Raw genomic sequence first — 20,400 nt, forward strand, 5'->3', positions numbered from 1 at the left:
CGCCGTTTTCATGAAACGGTGAAACGCTCTAAGCCGCCGCCTTCACCGCGGACGGCGCTTTCTTCAGCGGAATGCGTACCGACACGATCGTGCCGACACCCTCGGTCGAACGGATCTTCAGCGCGCCGCCCTGCAATTCGGCCAGCGAGCGCGAGATGGCGAGCCCGAGGCCCGAGCCTGTGTGGTTCTTGGAGAACTGGTTCTGCACCTGCTCGAACGGCCGGCCGAGCTTGCTCAGCGCCTGCTTGGGGATACCGCAGCCATTGTCCTCGATGGTGAGCAGCAGCGCGCCCGACGTGTTGCGCGCTCTGACCGTGATCTTGCCGCCCTGTCCGGTGAATTTCACCGCGTTGGAAAGAAGGTTGATGGCGATCTGCTTGATCGCGCGGCGGTCGGCATAGAGCCGCATCGTATCGGCGATGCGCGTCTCGACATTGATCGACTTCTCCGCTGCCTGCAGCGAGATCACCCGCACCGTTTCCTTGATCAGCGGGCAGAGGTCGATCTCCTCGTGGTCGAGCGAGAACTGGCCCGCTTCGATCTTCGACATATCGAGGATGTCGTTGATGACGCCGAGCAGGTATTTGCCGCTGCCGTTGATGTCGGTCGCGTATTCCTCATAGCGCTCCGAGCCGAGCGGTCCGAACAGGCCCTGCTGCATCAATTCGGAGAAGCCGATGATGGCGTTGAGCGGCGTGCGCAATTCATGCGACATGTTGGCGAGGAATTCCGACTTGGCGCGATTGGCCGCCTCGGCGCGCTCGGTTTCCTTCATGTATTTGCGGTTGAGCTCGACCAGTTCGCTGGCGCGTTCCTCCTCGGCGCGCCGCGCGAGGCTGAGATCGTGGATCGTCGCCATCAGCCGGCGCTCGCTGTCGACCAGCTTTTCCTGATGCAGCTTGATCTGGGTGATGTCGGAGCCGACCGAGACGACGCCGCCGTCGCGGGTCCTGAGCTCGTTGACCTGCAGCCAGCGGCCGTCGGCGAGCTGGCGCTCGAGCGTGATGCCGCCATGCGGCCCGTTGGCATTGGCCAACCTGCGCTCCGAGGCGAAGGCCAGCATGCGCTGCTCCAGCATATCGCGGGTCGCGCCCGGCACCACGTCGCGATCCGACAGCCCATTGTCCTTCTGGAACTTCGAATTGCACATGATCAGCCGTTCGGCGGCATCCCACAGCACGAAGGATTCGTTGATGTTCTCGATCGCTGTCCTGAGCCGCATGTCGGCCGCTTCCGAACGCAGCGCTAGATGCCGCTGCTCGGTGACGTCGACGGCGATGCCGATCAGCTGGATCTCCGGCGCCTCCGGGTCGATCACCTGGGCGCGGGCTCGCATCCATACCCATTGTCCGTCGGCGTGGCGCATGCGAAAGACCTGGTCGATATGGTCAATCTCGCGTTCGATGATGCGGTTGGCGAGCTCGAACAGGTCGCCGTCTTCCGGGTGGACGATCTCGTCGACCTCGCCGAAGGAGAGCATCGTGTCGCAGGGCTCATAGCCCAGCATGTCGTACATCGAGCGCGACCAGTACATCTTGCCGCGCACCATGTCCCAGTCCCACAACCCGCAGCGGCCGCGCACCAGCGCCATGTCGATGCGCTGATGCGCTTCGAGATAGATGCGGTCCGCCGCCTGGGCGCGCGCCGCCTGGCCGAAATAGGCGTAGAGGATGACGATCAGCACGCCCGCCGTCAGCACGAACAGCGTGACGTTGAGCGACATAGACTTGCGCCAGCTGTCGAACACCGCTTCCTGCGGCACCAGCACTGCGGCCGCGTGTTTGCGGTTGCCGCTGAGGCTGACAGCGGCAAACCAGTCCTGTCCGCCGGTGCTGACATCCATCACGCCGGCGCGGTCGCCGAACATGAAAAGCGGCTGGCCGCCCAGGATCAAACTGTCGAGCGTGCGGCCCTGCCAGCCCGTCGACAGCGGCGAAACGGCGATGACCTTGAAGTTGGCGTCGGTGATGGCGAGCACATGGGCGCGGCTCATGGCGCCCTGGCGGCTGATGTTCTCCAGGAGGCTTGTGGCATTGACGCCGGCCGCGCTGGGGTCCGCAGTGATCGCCTGCGCCATCTGGCCGGCGGCGAGCGCCAGCACTGCCTTGGCGTCGCGCTCGATCTCGTCATGCTCGTTCATCAGCGACAGGAAGCGCAATGCCGCGATGACGATGAGAAAAACGACGATCAGCGCCGGGATCGACCGGCGCAGCAGCGGCTCGGCGGCCAAGAGCCGCTGATAGGTGGGTTCGGCGATCAGGCGCGCATTGCCGGCAAGTCCGTCGCTCCTTGCCTTGCGACGCGCAAAAGCCTTCCCTCCGGGCGCGCCCCACGCGTCCGCCTTGGCCATAAATGGCACTCCCCGATTTGCCGCATACTTGGATGATCCGGCTACGCCGCACGCCCCGAATCGCCATTAAAGAATCAAAGCCGATTCGCCTTGTCCAGAGGCGCGGGCGAAAAAGATTAAAAGTTGATTGAAATTCTTCGCAACTGCTGATCTCCCCCCTCGTGGGGGAGATGGCCGGCAGGCCAGAGGGGGGCGCTGTCCCCGCCAGCCCTCCCAACCGTTCAATGGCCTCAACATAAGGTAGCTTTTGGACCCATTGGTAAAGAGCAGACGTTGCGATCCTTCGCGCCCCCCTCTGCCCTGCCGGGCATCTCCCCCACGAGGGGGGAGATTGCTAATCACGCCAGCGTCCGCTCGACGATATCGCGCAGATCCGCCGACAGGTTCTCAACCTTCGCCATGTCGAGCAGCGCCTGCCTGGCCTTGGCTTGACGTACAGGCTCCAGCGAGCGCCAGGAGCGTAGCGCCGTGGCCAGCCGCGCCGCCACTTGCGGGTTGCGCTTCTCCAGTTCCAGCACCGTCTCGGCGAAGAAACGGTAACCTTCGCCGTCGGGGCGGTGGAAGCCGGTCTGGTTGGCACTGGAGAAGGTGCCGATCAGAGAACGCACCCGGTTCGGGTTGGCGATCGAGAAAGCCGGATGCTGCGTGAGCTCGCGCACTTTCTCGACGGTCCTCGCTCCGGGCACGCCAGCCTGGATCTGGAACCATTTGTCGAGCACCAGCGCGTCGCCGCGATAGCGGACCTCGAAAGCGGCCAGCGCTTCTTCGGCCTCGACCGTGCCTGAATGGCGATGCGCCAGCACGGCGAGCGCCGCGGCGCGGTCGGTCATATTGGTGGCGGCGGTGAAGTGTCGCGCGGCGAGGCCCGCGCCGCCCGGCAGCAGCGACAGATAGTCGAGCAGGGTGTTGCGCAGGGCCCGGCGTCCGGCGCTCGCCGCGTCCGGACTGAAAGGCCCGTTGTCGGCAAGCCGGTCATGGAGCGCCGCGAAGGTCTCGCCGTTTGCCTCGGCGATCGCCCGCGCCAGCGCCTCGCGCGCGGCGAAGATGGCGTCTGGATCGATGCCCTTGCCGATGTCGCGGGCGATGTCGGCTTCGCCGGGCAGCGACAGCGCCAGTGCCCGGTAGGCCGGCTCCAGCGCCTCGTCGCCGGCGATCCTGCCGGCAAGCTCGGCGAGCCGTGCCGCGAAGGCCGGCTCTCTGCCGCCGAGGATCTGGCGGAAGGCGACGATCAGCGCGTCGGTCAGCAGCGTGTTGAATGCCTGCCAGCGCGCGAAGGCATCGCTGTCATGCGCCGCGAGGAAGAACTGGTCGTCGGCCTTCTGCTGCACGGAAAGCGTGATCGGCGCCGAGAAGCCGCGGTTGAGTGACACCGAAGGCCGTTGCGAAATACCCGAGAAGCGCACCGTGTGCCGGCGCTTGCGGATATGGATGACACCGTCATCCACCGTTGCGCCCTCGACGGCCGTCCAGGTGACGGGCTTGCCATTGGCGCCGACCAGGCCGAAGGCCAAAGGGATATGCATCAGCCGCTTGCGGCTTTCCGACGGCGTCGGCGGCACCGACTGCTCGATCTCCAGGGTGAACTCCTTCGCCGCCGCATTGTGCGTGGAACTCACCGTCAGGTTCGGGGTGCCGGCCTGGTGGTACCAGAGCGCGAATTGCGCAAGGTCTCTGCCCGAGACGTCCTCGAACACTTTGAGGAAATCCTCGATGGTCGCCGCCTCGCCGTCATGCCGCTCGAAATAGAGGTCCATGCCGGCACGGAAGGTCTCCGCGCCGAGGATGGTGCGGATCATGCGCACCACTTCCGAGCCCTTCTCGTAGACGGTCGCCGTGTAGAAGTTGTTGATCTCGCGGTAGCGGCGCGGCCTGACCGGATGCGCGAGCGGCCCCTGGTCTTCCGGGAACTGGTGCGCGCGCAGCGTGCGCACCTCGGCGATGCGCTTCACCGCCCGCGAGCGCTGGTCGGCGGAGAATTCGTGGTCGCGGTAGACCGTCAGCCCTTCCTTCAGGCAGAGCTGGAACCAGTCGCGGCAAGTGATTCTGTTGCCCGTCCAATTGTGGAAATACTCATGCGCGATGATCGCCTCGATATTGGCGAAGTCGGCATCAGTCGCAGTCTCCTCGTCGGCCAGCACATATTTGTCGTTGAAGACGTTGAGGCCCTTGTTCTCCATGGCGCCCATGTTGAAGTCGGATACGGCGACGATGTTGAAGACGTCGAGGTCGTATTCGCGGCCGAAGGCTTCCTCGTCCCATTTCATCGAGCGTTTCAGCGCGTCCATCGCGTAGCCGGCAAGCCGTTCCTTGCCGGGTTCGACATAGATGCCGAGCTCGACCTCGCGGCCGGACATGGTGGTGAAGCTGCCAGCCACCTTGCCAAGCGCGCCCGCCACCAGTGCAAAAAGGTAGGAGGGTTTGGGGAAGGGGTCGTGCCAGACCGCATAATGGCGTCCGTCGGCGAGCGCGCCGCGTTCGACGGGATTGCCGTTTGAAAGCAAAAGCGGCGCCTCGTTGTGCGGCGCTTCGATGCGCACAGTGTAGACCGACAGGATATCGGGACGGTCGAGAAAATAGGTGATGCGGCGAAAGCCTTCGGCCTCGCATTGCGTGCAATAGACGTTGCTGGAACGGTACAAGCCCATAAGCGCCTCGTTGCGCGAAGGCGCGATCTCCGTCTCCAGGCGGAGCTCGAAACGCTGCGCCGCCGGCGGCTTCAGAATCGTCAGCCTGTCCGGCGTCGCCTCATAGTCGCCGGCTGCGAGCGCGTGCCCATCGATGGCGACGCCGAGCAGCGTCAGCCCGTCGCCGTCGAGCACCAGCGGCGCCGAGGCGGTGACCCCCTCGCGTCGCTCGATGGTGAGCAGCGCGGTGACATGGGTCGCGTCCGGCGACAGGCGGAAGTCCAGGCTGGTCGCAGGGATCAGATAGTCGCTGGGGCGATAGTCTTCGAGCCTGAAGACATGGCCGGTATCGGTGCGCATTCCTTGAGCTTTTCCTGTCGAGGCGGCCAGCCGGCCTGGCTGGTCCAAGAATTTTGAGGGTGCGCGCTCTTTACACGAAACGGCCACTCGACAAAACTGCGGCATAGCTTGTGTTTCGCAATTCCGGACGGAAAACCGTTACACACTTTTCCTGGAATTGCTCTTGGCCTATTTCGCGGCTTCGTTTCCCGACCATCAATACGAGGCAAGATGACCGTCGATCATGCCGTCGGCCACAACACGTTGCGCGGCATCACGCTGAAGATCGTCTCGGTGACGGTCTTCGTTGGCATGCAGACCTGCATCAAGGCGGCCGGCGACGTGCCCGCCGGACAGATCGTCTTCTTCCGCTCCTTCTTCGCCATCTTCCCGATCGTCGCTTTCCTGGCCTTCAAGGGTGAGCTCGCCACCGCGTTCACGACCAGGCGGCCGTTCAACCATATCGCGCGTGGCGTCGTCGGCGTCGGTGCCATGGGGCTCGGCTTCTTCGCGCTGACCAGGCTGCCGCTGCCGGAGGCCATCACGCTAAACTACGCCCAGCCGCTGCTGGTCGTGGTGTTCTCCTCTGTCTTCCTCGGCGAGACGATCCGCGTCTACCGCTGGAGCGCGGTGGCGGTCGGTCTTGCCGGCGTGCTGATCATCTCCTGGCCCGAGCTGACGCTGCTCAATTCCGGTGAAGGCCTCGACGACCAGGAGCTGCTGGGCGTCATGGCCGCGCTGATCGCCGCCGCGATTTCGGCGGTCGCCATGCTTCTGGTGCGCAATCTCGTGCAGACGGAGAAGACGGCGACCATCGTGCTGTGGTTCTCCTCGACGGCTTCGGTGTTGTCGCTCTCCACGCTGCCCTTCGGCTGGCAGGCCCTGACGCCGATGCAAGCGGCACTGCTCGTTTTTGCCGGCTTCTGCGGCGGGCTCGGCCAGATCCTGATGACGGCGGCCTACCGCCACGCCGAAGCCTCGGTCGTGGCGCCGTTCGAATACACCTCGATGATCCTCGGCGTCGTCGTCGGCTATTTCGTCTTCGGCGACGTCACCTCGCTCAACACGCTAATCGGCGGCGTGATCGTGGTCGCCGCCGGCATCTTCATCATATGGCGCGAGCGGCAGCTCGGCCTGGAGCGTACGCGCACCAGGACGGCCGCGCCGCCGCAGGGATAGTTCCGCTGGGTGAATCTCATGCGCCGAGTTCCTTCACACCCCCCTCTTGCCGGCAGGACAGAGGCGGGTGCTGTCCCGCCAGCATTGCCGGTTTAGTCCGCACCCCGCTCCTTCGCCAGCCGCACCAGCACCGCCCGGGTCTGCTCATCCGCAGGGAAGAAGGACTCGATCGCCAGCTCCGACAGCGTGACGTCGAGCGGCGTGCCGAAGACTGTGATCGTGCTGATGAAGGACAGCACGGCGTCGCCATGCGCGAGCTTGAGCGGATGGACGATGCCACTCGGCTCGACCGGTGCGGGCCGGCTGCTTCTCAGGCCCGACGGATAGGCGCGCAACTCTCGCTCCAGCTCAATCAGCACCGGGTCGCCGGTGGCGTCGTTCTGGTGCTTGAGCCGCTCCAGCAGATGCGCGCGCCACTCCGCCAGGTTGACGATGCGCGGTGCCACGCCGTCCGGGTGCAGGCTGAGCCTCAGCACGTTGACCGGCGGCGTAAGCAGGGACGGTTCGGAAATATCAGCAAGGAACGGGGCGATCGCGCCATTGGCGGAAATAAGGTTCCAGTGCCGGTCCACCGCCAGTGCCGGAAAGGGCTCGTGGCCCTTGAGCACGGTCTCGACGGCGGCAAGCGCCGGCGCCAGCGTCGCATCGGTCAGCGGCTTTTCGCTGAAGCTCGGCGCGAAGCCGGCGGCAAGCAACAGTTGATTGCGTTGGCGCAGTGGAATCGACAGCTGCTCGGCCAGATGCAGAACCATGTCGCGCGACGGCTGGGCCCGGCCGCTTTCGACGAAGGAGAGATGCCGCTGCGAGATATCGGCCTCCATGGCGAGGTCGAGCTGGCTCATGCGCCGCCGCATGCGCCATTCGCGGATCAGGCTGCCGGCGGAAGGTTCGGATGTGGTCATGGGAGAGGAGTAGGGCGGCGAGGGACGCAGTTCAATTACCTTTGAGGTCATAGCCCCGCCTTCTCCCCTTGTGGGAGAAGGTGGATCGGCGCGCAGCGCCGAGACGGATGAGGGGTGTTCCAGCGGACTGAGACGCTGGCATTCCCTGGAGCACCCCTCATCCGCCCTTCGGGCACCTTCTCCCACAAGGGGAGAAGGAAAAAGTGCTCACGCCAACCCCCTCAACTTCGCCTTGACCTCGAGAAAATCCCGCCACGCCAGTTTCTTGTGCGCCGGCGTCCTGAGCAGATAGGCCGGGTGCAGCGTCGGCATCGCCGGGATGGCAACCCCGGAAGCGGTCGTGTGCACACGCCAATTGCCACGCAGGCGCAGGATGCCCTCGGTCGTGTTGAGCAGCGTCTTGGCTGACGGGCCGCCGAGATTGATCAGCACCTTGGGATTGACCAGTTCGATCTGCCTTTCGATGAAGGGCCGGCAGATTTCGGTCTCGTGCGGCGTCGGCGTGCGGTTGCCCGGCGGCCGCCACGGAATGACGTTGGCGATATAGGCCGAGTTGCGGTCGAGGCCGATCGCGGCGAGCATGCGGTCGAGCAGCCGGCCGGAGCGGCCGACAAAGGGCAGGCCTTCAAGATCCTCGTCTCTGCCCGGCGCTTCGCCGACCAGCATCAGGTCGGCGTTCGGATTGCCGTCGGCGAAGACCAGGTTCTTGGCCGTGAATTTGAGATTGCAGCCGTCGAAGGCAGCCATGTGCTGGCGCAGTTCCTCGAGCGTCGAGGCGCTTGCGGCCAGTTGCCGGGCAAGCAGCGCCTGCGCCTCGTCGGGGACGGTGGCGGCCGGTATGCGCGCTGGAGCGTCCGGAATATTGCGCGCGTCGAGACCGGATGATGGCGTTGCCGGCACGGACGCCTGGGGCCGCTCCGGGACCTGCCCGGATGCCGGGCGGCTCTCGGGTCTTGCGTCGCGAGGCGGTGCGGCTGGCGCCCGCTCGGCAGGCCTGCGTTCGGCCGACTTCGCCGCCGCTTCGGCAAATCGGTTGATCGGCGCGTCTTCCAGCGCGTCGTCGACGCCGGCGCTGGCATAGAAGGCGAGCAGTTCGGCGATCTCGGCAGGTGTGCTGGGGGAGGCGGCAGTCATGGCGCCACCATTGTCCGCGCGGCGCCGATTTGCAAGGTTAAGCCACGTTCGCCTGTATTGGAGCATGTCGAGATTCAGGTCAGGCCGAGTCGAAAATGGTGGTTTCCGAGAACCGGAGCGGAGCGTACTTTTCGTACGTGAGCACCGGAAGCGCAGGAAACCGCCATTTGCAGGCCGGCATCACCTGAATATCGATATGCTTTCACCCAGTGGGTATGCGGGGATCCTGCACGATGTAAAACGTCCAGCGCGGCGTATAATCGGTGACCAGGAAATCGAAGGTCGCCGTCTTCAGCGGGTCGATCTTGCCGTTGCGGAACAGCAGCCGGTCATAGGGTTCGAACCGGCGGTCGAAATCGGCGAAATTGCTCGACCAGATGTTGTCGGGCGTCTTGTTGCGCTGGTCGAAGGACAGGCCGTCGCCGAACACGCTCGGCTGGTCGAGGATTTCCTGCAGCTCGAACTGGAACTCCACCCAGGGCAGCGCGCTGTTGTTGAGCACGTCGATGCGCATGTACATCACGCCGTTGGCGACCTCGCCGGCCTTGCCGAAGGGCTCGATCGGCTTGGTCGCACGGATCGTCAGCGTTACCGGCGTCGCCGTGTTCAATTCCTCCCTGATGACCAGCGGGTCTTCCTTGGTGCCGATGCCAGACGCCCCCGTGATGCGGAAGCCACCCAGCTCGTCGGAGAAGGAATAGGCGCCGGTCGCCCAGACCTTCACCGGATCGGCTTCCGCCGGAAGGGTCAAAAAGAGGAGCGGAAGAACCGCGCGCCAGGCCATGCCTGGCGTGAAGAGTAAGCGCTTCGATGAAAAGCCGGCTGGCTCTGGACTGCGCATGACGCGAAGTATCGCCGATAACCAAGCCGTCGAACAATTAAAAACATGCCGTCGCCGCCTGGCCTGTCAACCAAGTGGCGCTGGCCTATGCTTGGCCATGGTCTCCGCTGCTGCCTTTTCGTAGGGAAAACCGCGACTTTTTGTCGAAATCGGCATTGTCACGTCAGCGCCGGTTTCGCGTCGCGAATTGATGCGCTATGCAGCGCATGAGCCAGCACAATGCGAGAACATGGCGAGCCAGTGAGGGGCCGATGAGCGAAATCGAACGCGAGAGCATGGAATTCGACGTGGTGATCGTCGGCGCTGGTCCCGCCGGCCTTGCCGCCGCGATCCGTCTGAAGCAGCTCAACCCGGACCTTTCCGTCGTCGTCCTGGAGAAGGGCGGCGAGGTTGGCGCCCATATCCTCTCCGGCGCCGTCGTCGACCCGATCGGCATCGACCGGCTGCTGCCCGGCTGGCGCGAAGAGGAGGGCCATCCGTTCAAAACACCGGTGACGGACGACCATTTCCTGGTGCTCGGGCCCGCCGGTTCCTTCCGCCTGCCGAACTTCCTGATGCCGCCGCTGATGAACAACCACGGCAATTACATCGTCTCGCTGGGCAATGTCTGCCGCTGGCTCGCGACCAAGGCCGAGGCGCTGGGCGTCGAGATCTATCCGGGTTTTGCCGCGGCAAGCCTCGTCTACAACGAGGCCGGCGCCGTCACCGGCGTCATCACCGGCGACATGGGCGTCGAGAAGGACGGCACGCATGGCCCGGCCTACGCGCCAGGCATGGCGCTGATGGGCAAATATGTGCTGATCGGCGAAGGTGCGCGGGGCTCTTTGGCCAAGCAGCTCATCGCCAAATACAAGCTTTCCGAAGGCCGCGAGCCCGGCAAATATGGCATCGGCCTCAAGGAGCTGTGGCAGGTCAAGCCCGAGAACCACAAGCCTGGTCTCGTACAGCATTCCTTCGGCTGGCCGCTCGACATGAAGACCGGCGGCGGCTCCTTCCTCTACCATCTCGAGGACAACCAGGTGGCGGTCGGCTTCGTCGTCCACCTGAACTACAAGAACCCGTATCTGTCGCCCTTCGAGGAATTCCAGCGGTTCAAGACCCATCCGGCGATCGCCGGCACCTTCGAGGGGGCCAAGCGCATCGGCTACGGCGCACGCGCCATCACCGAGGGCGGCTGGCAGTCGGTGCCGAAGCTTTCCTTCCCCGGCGGCGTGCTGATGGGTTGCGCGGCAGGCTTCGTCAACGTGCCGCGCATCAAGGGCTCGCACAATGCGGTGCTCTCCGGCATGCTGGCGGCCGAGCATGTGGCCGGGGCGATTGCCGGCGGCCGCGCCAATGACGAGCTCGCTTCCTACGAGGAAGCCTGGCGCGGCACCGATATCGGCAAGGACCTGAAGAAGGTGCGCAACGTCAAGCCGCTCTGGTCGCGCTTCGGCACCGTTGTCGGCGTCGGCATCGGCGGTCTCGACATGTGGCTGAACACGCTGTTCGGCTTCTCGCCTTTCGGTACGCTGAAGCATGGCAAGGCCGACTATGCGACGCTCGAACCGGCGGCGAAGCATCAGAAGATCGCCTATCCCAAGCCGGATGGCGTCTTGACCTTCGACCGGCTCTCCTCGGTGTTCCTGTCGAATACCAACCACGAGGAAAACGAGCCGGTGCACCTGATCGTCGGCGACATGGCGCTGCAGCAGCGTTCCGAGCACGATGTCTTTGCCGGTCCCTCGACCCGCTATTGCCCGGCCGGCGTTTATGAGTGGGTGGACAAGGACGGCAACGCCGCAGCTGACCCGTCGGCCAAGGATGTGCGCTTCGTCATCAACGCGCAGAACTGCGTGCACTGCAAGACCTGCGACATCAAGGATCCGAACCGGAACATCAACTGGGTGCCGCCACAAGGCGGCGAAGGCCCGGTTTACCAGGGCATGTGAGCCGCTCCGACCGGGCCGTCTCGACCGCCGCTCCAACAGGCCCGGCGAAGGTCGGATAGCCGCGCCTTATCGGCAGAGACCGTTGAAGCCGGGCGCCGAGTATGGTCTGCTTCGCGTCAAACGAGGAGGCGGACATGCGGCGCATCAGCCTGGCGATTTTAGCTGCTGCCGGCATGCTTTTTTGCGGGACGGCCTCGGCTGGCACCAAGCTGACCGTGCATGTGCGCAGCTATGACGTCACCGGCAGGACCGGGGCTGAACTGATCGAGGCGATGGATGGCCTCGGGCCGCGGCACGGCCATGCCACGCGCGCCATCGCCGAGACCGGCTATACCGTGCATTGGAACCTCGACGTGAAACGGGACAACGGCATCTGCCGGCTGCGTCAGGCCACCGGCACCATCGACCTGACCTACACCTTTCCGCGCCTCACATCGCCGTCCGGCCCGGTCCTGCGCAAGCGCTGGGACCGTTTCATTGCCGGCGTGCGCCAGCATGAGCATACCCACGGCCGCATCGCCAAGCAGATGATGCGGGCAACCGAGACGGCGCTTGCCGGGCTCGAGCGGCAGGACAACTGGTTCTGCACCGGTCTTCGCTGGGACGCCAGGCATCGCATCGACACGATCTATGCCGACTACGAGGCCAGGCAGAATGCCTTCGACGCGCGCGAGCACCGCGACGGCGGCCATGTCGAGAAACTGGTCAATGCATTGATGGGGAAGAACTGAAGCTCCAGCCCGTTCGCCTACCAAGCGGACGTCAGCTGCGCGGCTTGTCCGGCGCGTCGTTCGCCGCCAGCGCCGATTTGTGCTCGTCCTCGGGCGCGTTGCTGTCGGTCGGCAGCGTGAATTCGACCAGCACCGGCAGATGGTCGGAGCCGATGTCCTCCATCCGGGCCGACGAAAGGATCGTCACCCCGCCCTTGCTGAACACCTGGTCGATCGGCAGGCCCGCATAGCGGCGCAGAACGTCGGGCAGCGTCCGGTGGATCCAGGTCGGACCGGCCGACGGCATCAGCGTCATGCCGCTCATTCGCGCCACCCGTCGCACCGCCGCGCTCCACGGCACGGCATTGCAGTCGCCCGCCATGATGGCGGTCTCGCCGAGCGCGGCCAGCGGTTGCGCCAGTTCGCCGATCTGCCAGGATTGCTCCTTCGGCCACGGCCAGCTGAGATGGATCGCGGCGACATTGACCGGAATGCCGCCGAAATCGATCATGGCGGTAGCCATCGCGCCGCGCGGCTCGCAACGCGGGGCGATGCCGGCGGCAAAGGGACGGCGCGAGAGCAGCGCGACGCCGAAAATGCCGTTGGGGTAGTCGCACAGGATACGATAGGGGTAGGCGCCGGCGATATAGCTGAGCTCCTTCGCCCACATGCCGGACACTTCGTCGAGCGTGATGACGTCCGGGTTGGTCCTGCCGATCAGCGACAGCACCTTCTTCGGCGTCGGGTTGTTGAAGCGCAGGTTCATCTGCAACAGGCTGTAGGTGATGCGGTCGGCCGGCTTTGCGACCGCCTGCTGCGCCGACAATCTGGGCAGTGCGCCCGTCGTCGTAGCGAAGCAGGCGATGGCGAAGACCAGCACGGCGACGGCCTGCAGCCGGTAGGGACCAGCCAGCAGGGCCAGCGCGAGCAAGGCCGTCAGCAGGCTCAGATGCATGCGGAAATGAGAGAAGGAATCGAAGGCCGGATGCAGCGCGCCGAAGAACCCGGCCAAGAGCGCAGCCGAGCATGCCATCATCGCCAGGACTATCAGCTGAGCCATCATGCTCAAGCGCGCACCGCCCGTTGTCATTTTCTCCGAAGCCCCAGTCTTCCGTTCGGACCGGTTATCGGCCAAATTGCGGCCCAAGCAAGACGACCGATTGCCTCGCCGGTCGCTGGCAGGCGTTCGGTTATTGGAATGCCGTTTCGGAAAAGCTTCTGAGCTTGCGCGAATGCAGCCGCTCCATCGGCATTTCGGCCAGCTTCTCCATCGCCTTGATGCCGATGGTCAGATGCTGCGCCACCTGCCGCTTGTAGAACTCGGTCGCCATGCCGGGCAGCTTCAGTTCGCCATGCAGCGGCTTGTCGGAAACGCACAGAAGCGTCCCGTAAGGCACCCGGAAGCGGAAGCCGTTGGCGGCGATGGTGGCCGATTCCATGTCGAGCGCGATGGCCCGGGACTGCGACAGGCGCTGCACCGGTCCACGCTGGTCGCGCAGCTCCCAGTTGCGGTTGTCGATGGTGGCGACGGTGCCGGTGCGCATGATGCGCTTGAGGTCGTAGCCCGACAGGCCGGTCACTTCGGCGACCGCCTCCTGCAGCGCCACCTGGATTTCGGCCAGCGGCGGGATCGGCACCCAGACCGGCAGGTCGTCGTCGAGCACATGGTCCTCGCGCACATAGGCATGCGCCAGCACATAGTCGCCCAACGCCTGCGTGTTGCGCAGCCCGGCGCAGTGGCCAAGCATCACCCAGGCATGCGGCCTCAGCACCGCTATATGGTCGGTGATGGTCTTGGCGTTGGACGGGCCGACGCCGATATTGACCATGGTGATGCCGCCATGGCCCGGCTTCTTCAGGTGGTAGGCCGGCATCTGGGGCAGGCGGTGCGGCGGCGTTCCTTCGCTCGGCGAGCCGGCCCCCGCCTTGGTCAGGACATTGCCCGGTTCGACGAATTCACTGTAGCCGCCTCCACCACTCTCCATCAGTTCGCGAGCCCGCGCCACGAATTCGTCGATGTAGAACTGGTAATTGGTGAACAGCACGAAATTCTGGAAATGCTGCGGGCTGGTCGCCGTGTAATGCGTCATGCGGTGGAGCGAATAATCGATGCGCTGCGCGGTGAACGGCGCCAGCGGCCTTGGCTCGCCGAACGCCACCTCGAAAGTGCCGTTGGCGATCTGGTCGTCGGTGCCGTCGAGATCGGGCACGTCGAACAGGTCGCGGATCGGTCGTTTGATGCGCTCGGCGGCGGCGCCGTCGACATAGGTGCCTTCCAGGAAGGCGAAATGCAGCGGGATGGGTGTCGTCGATTCCGAGACCGTCACCGTCACGCCGTGATTGCGCATGATGAGCCGAAGCTGCTCGACGAGATAGTTCTCGAACAGTTGCGGCTGCGTGATCGTGGTGGCGAAATGGCCGGGCGTCGGCATATGGCCATAGGCCTGGCGCGAGTCGACCTGGCTGAATGAGGTCGTGGTGACGCCGATCTGCGGATAGAAGGCCCGGTAGCGCTTGCTTTCATCTCCGCCCGCGGCAAGGGCTGAGAAAGAATCGCGCAGGAATTTGGTGTTGCGGTCGTACAGCGCCTGCAGCGCTGCGACGGCCTTTCTGGCGTCGTGGAAGTCCTGCTTGCCGAAGGGCTCCGGCATGACGACCGAGTCGATGGCTTGGGGATAGATTCGCTTTTCCATGGCCCAATATAGAGATTTGGAAGAGCGGTTGGGAGGGGTGAGCGGACAGGAACCGCAACCCAGCTGGAGATTTTTTGTTATCGCTCCGATTCAGGGTGGGACGCGATTCAGGTCAGGCCGAGTCGAGAAAGGTGGATTCCGAGAACCGGCCTACGCCGGCCGTAGCTTTCATAGGACGGAGACATTTATGAGGGCTTCGGCCGGCGAAGGCCGGAGCGGAGCGTACTTAAGGTACGTGAGCACCGGAAGCGCAGGAAGGCGCGTTTCGCAGGCCGGCCTCACCTGAATATCGTCACACCTACCCCCGCTGCAGGCTGATCAGCAGCACGAAGCCTACGCTGGTGTTCTTGTGCGGCGGCGCCTCGATCCTATGGCTTGTATCGGCCCGCATCATCGGCACCGCCAGCACCGGGGCTGCCAGCAGCATCAGGATAAGCATCGCCCGCGGCAGCAGCCGGAGGATCTTCGTTGCATTGTCGGCGATGCGGTTCATTTTGGTGGTATCCCGGTTTCTAGCTTAAGCTTTGTCGTTTCAGCGCTCGATTTGGTTCACGAGGCCGACAATGCGGGCACCGGCCGTTCCCAAGGGCGGGCCGAATGATCGGCCTCCGCCACCAGGATGGCGAAGAGCATGCCGAACAGGCTCATCAGCAGGCAGACGATGGTGAAGCGACGGGCAAGCATTTCTCTCTCCTTCAATGCGGGAGAAAATGCCTGACGGCCTCTGAACCGGTTCTGAGACCGGTATTCATCTGCGGTTCAAATTGATTGACGAGAGTCTTGCACCGTGCCGGTGCCACAGCGCGGCGGAGCGCTGTCGCTCCGAAAGAAAACGGGGGCCGCGCGTAGAGCAATTCCAGGAAAAGTGTGAGCGGTTTTCCGTCCGGGATTGCGTCAAACAAAGAAACAGGGCGTTTCACCGTTCCGCAAAAACGGTGAAACGCCCTTGGCCGTCTCATATGGTCTGGAGTTTGGCGCTCAGAGCTTGTGCCAGGTCTGGCTCTTGCAGATCAGGCCGCCGAGCACGCAGCCGCTCATCTTGAGCGCGGTGCCCGAGAGCGTCGCCTTGCCGGAATAGGTCTTGTCGTTTGCCGGGTCGGTGATGCTGCCGGCATATTTGTTGTCGCCGGCCGCCTTCAGCGAGCCGATCGTCTTGCCGGCGTATTTGCCGGTCTTGAGCGTGATCGAGAAAGAACCGCTCCCGCCGATCGCCGCGGTGTCGCCGGCCTGCGTCTTCCAGTTGCCTTCGATCGGGTCGGCGCATGCGGCGCCCGCCATGATCAAGGTGGCCGCCAGGGCCACAGTCAGCTTTCGAAACATCGTGTCCACCTCCCTATGGGGCTGCGGCGGGCTCCAGTCCGCCTTCCTGCCCCTTACGCAAAGGTAAAGCTAATCCAGCCGCCGCCAAAACGAAAGCGGTGCCGCGACGGAAGGTTGCAAGGATTTTCGCCGCGCAGCCGACTGAAAACAAACGCGATCGAAAAACGCTTCGGTTTCCGTGGTTAGCGAAGTCTTGATTCCGCCGCCGACTATTTTCATCGAATTTGACGCAAAATGGCTGAAACGCTGGATTCCCATGCTTAACGGTTTTCCGCGTTTACCTCTTGTTTTAGCTTTGTTTTCCTCAAATTAAGCAAGCCATTTAACGACGGATTCAAGGCCAGCCGTCATCCTCGAAAGCATCGAAAGAGCGGCTCGCCCCGAGGGACACCAAGGGAAAAGGAGGCAGCTCTCGGGAGCCTGACAGGGGATTGAAATGGCACGCTTTGAAATGCTTGAAGACGGCTTCGGCGCCATGGGGGCAACTGCCCAGGCCGACATTCTTTTCGAACTGGGCATGATGTATGCGACGGGCCGCGATTGCGAGACCGATGTCGTTGCCGCCCACAAATGGTTCAACATCGCCGCGATCAAGGGCTCGGCCCGCGCCGCCGAGCTGCGCTCGGAACTGTCGGCCACTATGTCGAAAGTCGAGATCGCCACGGCGCTGCGCGAAGCCCGCGAATGGATGACGATGCACTGATCCTCAGCGCGTAGCGCTCAGAGCTCATCGGGACAAGGCCGCGAAAAGACGGCCGGTCAAGAAGAACGAGAACGTGGCGGGTTGAGACAACCGAAGCCACGCAAAAACAGGGAAGCGAGCGGGTTTCAGGCGCGGGGGCGTCTGGGGAGCTCGACTGCAAAAGCCGTGACCGACCGAAACAAGGTCGGCGCGGCTTTTTGCATTACGCCTGGCAATCAGGCGCGTGGCCCAAGAAATCCTCGTCGGAATGAACCAAAGCCGGCCTCACTGTCCTCTCGACAGTTTCGGCGAAGGGTGAAATTGTCCCGGCTCTGTGGAAGAAGCGCGGCCGGATCGGCACGCGCAAGTGGAGGAGTTCTTATAGTTATGAAAACATTGGGTATTTTGAGCGCGGCCGCTTTTGGCCTGATGATGAGCACCCCGGTTGCCTTCGCCGACGACATCACCATTTCGGTGGTGGGCCCCATGACCGGCCAGCTCGCCACCATCGGTGACCAGTTCAAGCAGGGCGCGCAGGCCGCCGCCGATGCTATCAATGCGGCTGGCGGCGTCAACGGCTCCCAGATAAAGCTCGACATCGAGGACGACCAGTGCGATCCCAAGCAGGCGGTCTCGGTCGCCAACCGCATCGTCGCCAACGGCGTCAAATTCGTCGACGGCCATGCCTGCTCGGGCTCCAGCATTCCGGCCTCGGCCGTCTATGCCGAAGCCGGCACGCTGATGATGAGCCCCGCCTCGTCCAACCCGGTGCTGACCGACGCCGCCGCCAAGGCCGGCTGGCCGACCATCATGCGCCTCTACACGCGTGACGACGCGCAGGGCGCCTTCATCGGCCCCTGGATCGCCAAGAAATACGCCGGCAAGAACGTTGTCGTCCTGCACGACAAGAGCGCCTACGGCCAGGGCGTTGCCGACGCCGTGAAGGCGACGATGAATGCCGGCGGTCTCAAGGAAGTCGACTACGAAGGCATCAATGCCGGCGAGAAGGACTATTCGGCCCTCGTCACCAAGCTGAAGGAACTGAAGGCCGACGTCGTCTATTTCGGCGGCTATCACCCCGAGGCGGGTCTGATCCTGCGCCAGGCGGCCGAGCAGAACGTCAAGTTCCAGCTGATCATGCCGGACTCGATCGCTTCGCCGGAATTCTGGCAGGTTGCCGGCCCGGCCGGTGAAGGCACCATGTTCGTCTTCCCGTCGGACCCGCAGGCCAAGCCTGAAGCGAAGGACGCGGTCGCCAAGATCAAGGCCGGCGGCTTCACGCCCGAGGGCTTCACGCTGTTCTCCTATGCCGTGATCCAGGCTGTGGCCGAAGGCGTCAAGCGCGCCGGCACCGACGATCCGGCCAAGGTCGCGGAGGCGCTCAAGGACGGCAAACCGATCAGCACCGTGGTCGGCGACGTCATCTTCGACGAGAAGGGCGATCTGAAGAACGCCAGCTACGACATCAACCAATGGCACGACGGCAAATACGCGCCGATCAAGCCGTAATCGGTTCTGCAAGAATCAAGGAAATGGCCGGGACGAGCCCGGCCATTTCCGTTTGTGCTGCGGCATTGACGTGCAGGGGAGGCTGTCCCGCCATATCTAATTATTTTGTCTCGTTAACGAGACAACTCGAACAGCCGCTTCAGCCCTGCCCATTCTCCGCGAACCGCACCAGCACAGTGCCGTCGCTGACCTGAGCGCCCTCGGCCGCGATCTCGGCGATCACGCCGTCATGCGGGGCGGCGATCATGTGCTCCATCTTCATCGCTTCGAGGATCAGAAGCGGCTGGCCCTTGATCACGGCATCGCCCGTTGCGGCGCGCACCAGCTTGACCAGCCCCGGCATCGGCGCGCGCAGGCTGCCTGAGGCAGCTCCCGCCTCGTCGGCCTTGGCGAGCGGATCGGGGACCGTGAACGTATAGCCGACCGCGCCCTCGAAGACGGTGACATGGCCTGGCCAGCGGGCCGCATGCGGCATGGTCCTCAAATCATGCGTGTTCACCGCATCGTGCGGTGCCTCCAGCGCCACCTGGAAGCGGCCGTCCGAGCGTGCCGAAACCCGCGCCAGGATGTTCTCCTCGCCATAGCGCAAGCGGGTGCGGCGCGAGAGCGGGTGGAAATGGGCATAGCTGGAAAGCGTGGACCAGGGATCGGCGGCGGAAGCGGGCACGGCGGTATCCGCCGCCGCCAGCGCCGCGGCTGCGATCGTCTCGTCGCTCGGCGGGGGAATGGCGGTGAGCGCCGCCTGGTGCCGGCCGATCAGCCCGGTATCGAGATCGCCGGCAGCGAAATCGGCGTCGGCAGCGAGCGCCGCCAGGAAGGCGGTGTTGACGGTCGAGCCGGCCACTTCCGTCCGCGCCAGCATCTCGCGCAGCGTGCCGAGCGCCGACGCCCGATCCTTGCCGTGCGCTACCAGCTTCGCGATCATCGGATCATAGAAGGGAGAGATCGCATCCCCGGCGCGCACGCCGGTCTCGATGCGTATCGCGGCACCTTCCGGCGCCGCGTCGGGGAATTTGAGATGATGCAGCGTGCCGGTCGCCGGCAGGAACCCTCTCGCGGCGTCCTCGGCATAGAGGCGGGCCTCGAAAGCGTGGCCGGACAAAGCGATCTCATTCTGCATCTTCGGCAGCGTTTCGCCGGACGCGACGCGAAGCTGCCATTCGACGAGATCGACGCCGGTGACCATCTCGGTGACGGGATGCTCGACCTGCAGTCGGGTATTCATCTCCATGAACCAGAAGCGGTCGGCCTTGAGCCCCTGGGAGGCATCGACGATGAACTCGATCGTGCCGGCGCCCGAATAATTGATCGCCTTGGCAGCCTTCATGGCCGCCTCCGTCATTGCCTTGCGCAGCGCCGGCGTCATGCCGGGGGCGGGCGCCTCCTCGATCACCTTCTGATGGCGGCGTTGCGCCGAGCAATCGCGTTCGAAAAGATGCACGGCGTTGCCGAAATTATCGCCGAACACCTGCACTTCGATGTGACGCGGCTTGTCGACATATTTTTCCACCAGCACGCGATCGTCGCCGAACGCCGCCTTCGCCTCGCGACGCGCGCTGGAAAGCGCCTCCGAGAAATCGTCGGGGTGCTCGACGCGCCGCATGCCCTTGCCGCCGCCGCCGGCGCGCGCCTTGATCAGCACCGGGTAGCCGATCTCGCGCGCCTTGGACGCAAGCAGCACAATTTCCTGCGCTTCGCCGTGATAACCCGGCACCACCGGCACGCCGGCCTTTTCCATCAGCCGCTTGGCGGCGTCCTTCAATCCCATGGCGCGGATCGAGGCGGCGGAAGGACCGATGAAGACAAGGCCTGCCGCCGTCGCCTGATCGACGAAATCGGGGTTTTCCGACAGGAAGCCGTAGCCGGGATGGATGGCCTCGGCGCCGGTGGCGAGCGCCGCCGCCACGATCCTGTCGCCGCGCAGATAGCTTTCGCCGACGGGCGAGGGGCCGATATGCACGGCCTCGTCGGCCATCTCGACATGGAGCGCGCGGGCATCCGCGTCCGAATAGACGGCGACGGTGCGCACACCGAGCCTGCGGGCGGTTCGGATGACGCGGCAGGCGATCTCGCCGCGATTGGCGATCAGGATCTTGCCGAACATGGAACCTCCGCAGCCAGGGTGTGTCTCGGGCGACGACGGCATACCTTCGCGCCCCTCCAGCTGATCATCTGAATTTGCCTGT

Annotated in this window: 16 protein-coding genes; 5 read left to right on the top strand and 11 right to left on the bottom strand. The window is 64.3% G+C overall.

Annotation, left to right across the window (positions count from 1 at the left end; translation table 11 throughout):
* Positions 1-28: 28 nt before the first annotated feature.
* Together LB526_RS17480 and pepN are read right to left on the bottom strand one after the other, a co-directional pair.
* Positions 29-2,350, bottom strand: a complete 2,322-nt coding sequence (locus LB526_RS17480) for a PAS domain-containing sensor histidine kinase (protein WP_224628820.1) — start codon at positions 2,348-2,350, stop codon at positions 29-31.
* A gap of 338 nt (positions 2,351-2,688) precedes the next feature.
* Complete coding sequence (pepN, locus tag LB526_RS17485; RefSeq protein WP_224628823.1) at positions 2,689-5,334, bottom strand: aminopeptidase N; 2,646 nt, start codon at positions 5,332-5,334, stop codon at positions 2,689-2,691.
* A 210-nt stretch (positions 5,335-5,544) separates the two neighbouring features.
* On the opposite strand from pepN, the gene LB526_RS17490 reads away from it, so the two are divergent.
* A complete protein-coding gene (locus LB526_RS17490; RefSeq protein WP_224628826.1) occupies positions 5,545-6,492 on the top strand; it encodes a DMT family transporter in 948 nt (315 codons plus the stop codon).
* 92 nt (positions 6,493-6,584) lie between these two features.
* Here LB526_RS17490 and LB526_RS17495 read toward each other — a convergent pair whose 3' ends face one another.
* The 3 genes from LB526_RS17495 to LB526_RS17505 all read right to left on the bottom strand — a co-directional run bounded on the left by LB526_RS17495 (position 6,585) and on the right by LB526_RS17505 (position 9,369).
* Positions 6,585-7,394, bottom strand: a complete 810-nt coding sequence (locus tag LB526_RS17495) for a helix-turn-helix domain-containing protein (RefSeq protein ID WP_224544183.1) — start codon at positions 7,392-7,394, stop codon at positions 6,585-6,587.
* Between the two features lie 207 nt (positions 7,395-7,601).
* Positions 7,602-8,528 (bottom strand): uracil-DNA glycosylase family protein, encoded by a 927-nt coding sequence (locus tag LB526_RS17500; RefSeq protein ID WP_224628829.1) that lies wholly within the window; start codon positions 8,526-8,528, stop codon positions 7,602-7,604.
* Positions 8,529-8,730: 202 nt separating this feature from the next.
* Entirely contained in the window at positions 8,731-9,369 is a 639-nt protein-coding gene (locus LB526_RS17505) for a hypothetical protein (RefSeq protein WP_224628832.1), read from the bottom strand.
* A 251-nt stretch (positions 9,370-9,620) separates the two neighbouring features.
* Between LB526_RS17505 and LB526_RS17510 the strand changes: the two genes are divergently transcribed.
* Entirely contained in the window at positions 9,621-11,300 is a 1,680-nt protein-coding gene (locus LB526_RS17510; RefSeq protein ID WP_224628834.1) for an electron transfer flavoprotein-ubiquinone oxidoreductase, read from the top strand.
* A 134-nt stretch (positions 11,301-11,434) separates the two neighbouring features.
* Entirely contained in the window at positions 11,435-12,031 is a 597-nt protein-coding gene (locus tag LB526_RS17515; protein ID WP_224628840.1) for a DUF922 domain-containing protein, read from the top strand.
* A 31-nt stretch (positions 12,032-12,062) separates the two neighbouring features.
* On the opposite strand, the gene LB526_RS17520 is transcribed toward LB526_RS17515, so the two are convergent.
* From LB526_RS17520 to LB526_RS17535, 5 genes are all read right to left on the bottom strand, one after another.
* The gene (locus LB526_RS17520; RefSeq protein WP_224628849.1) at positions 12,063-13,100 is read right to left on the bottom strand and encodes an endonuclease/exonuclease/phosphatase family protein; all 1,038 of its coding nucleotides are present in this window, start codon (positions 13,098-13,100) and stop codon (positions 12,063-12,065) included.
* Positions 13,101-13,200: 100 nt separating this feature from the next.
* Positions 13,201-14,661 carry an AMP nucleosidase gene (locus LB526_RS17525; protein ID WP_224628869.1) on the bottom strand — a complete coding sequence of 487 codons (1,461 nt, stop codon included), beginning with the start codon at positions 14,659-14,661 and terminating at the stop codon, positions 13,201-13,203.
* 340 nt (positions 14,662-15,001) lie between these two features.
* Positions 15,002-15,196: a hypothetical protein gene (locus tag LB526_RS17530; RefSeq protein WP_095766908.1), complete on the bottom strand. Its 195-nt coding sequence runs from the start codon at positions 15,194-15,196 to the stop codon at positions 15,002-15,004.
* Between the two features lie 56 nt (positions 15,197-15,252).
* On the bottom strand, positions 15,253-15,387 hold the full coding sequence (locus LB526_RS29635) for a hypothetical protein (RefSeq protein ID WP_263483293.1): 135 nt from the start codon (positions 15,385-15,387) through the stop codon (positions 15,253-15,255).
* Between the two features lie 294 nt (positions 15,388-15,681).
* Positions 15,682-16,023, bottom strand: a complete 342-nt coding sequence (locus LB526_RS17535) for a DUF2147 domain-containing protein (RefSeq protein ID WP_224529817.1) — start codon at positions 16,021-16,023, stop codon at positions 15,682-15,684.
* A gap of 436 nt (positions 16,024-16,459) precedes the next feature.
* Between LB526_RS17535 and LB526_RS17540 the strand changes: the two genes are divergently transcribed.
* Together LB526_RS17540 and LB526_RS17545 are read left to right on the top strand one after the other, a co-directional pair.
* Positions 16,460-16,726: a sel1 repeat family protein gene (locus LB526_RS17540; RefSeq protein ID WP_027164869.1), complete on the top strand. Its 267-nt coding sequence runs from the start codon at positions 16,460-16,462 to the stop codon at positions 16,724-16,726.
* A 366-nt stretch (positions 16,727-17,092) separates the two neighbouring features.
* A complete protein-coding gene (locus LB526_RS17545) occupies positions 17,093-18,214 on the top strand; it encodes an ABC transporter substrate-binding protein (protein WP_224628850.1) in 1,122 nt (373 codons plus the stop codon).
* A gap of 139 nt (positions 18,215-18,353) precedes the next feature.
* Here the strand turns inward: LB526_RS17545 and LB526_RS17550 are convergent, their stop codons facing one another.
* On the bottom strand, positions 18,354-20,318 hold the full coding sequence (locus tag LB526_RS17550) for an acetyl/propionyl/methylcrotonyl-CoA carboxylase subunit alpha (RefSeq protein ID WP_224529812.1): 1,965 nt from the start codon (positions 20,316-20,318) through the stop codon (positions 18,354-18,356).
* Positions 20,319-20,400: the final 82 nt, after the last annotated feature.

This window comes from Mesorhizobium sp. CA6 (assembly GCF_020165035.1).
GTDB lineage: Bacteria > Pseudomonadota > Alphaproteobacteria > Rhizobiales > Rhizobiaceae > Mesorhizobium.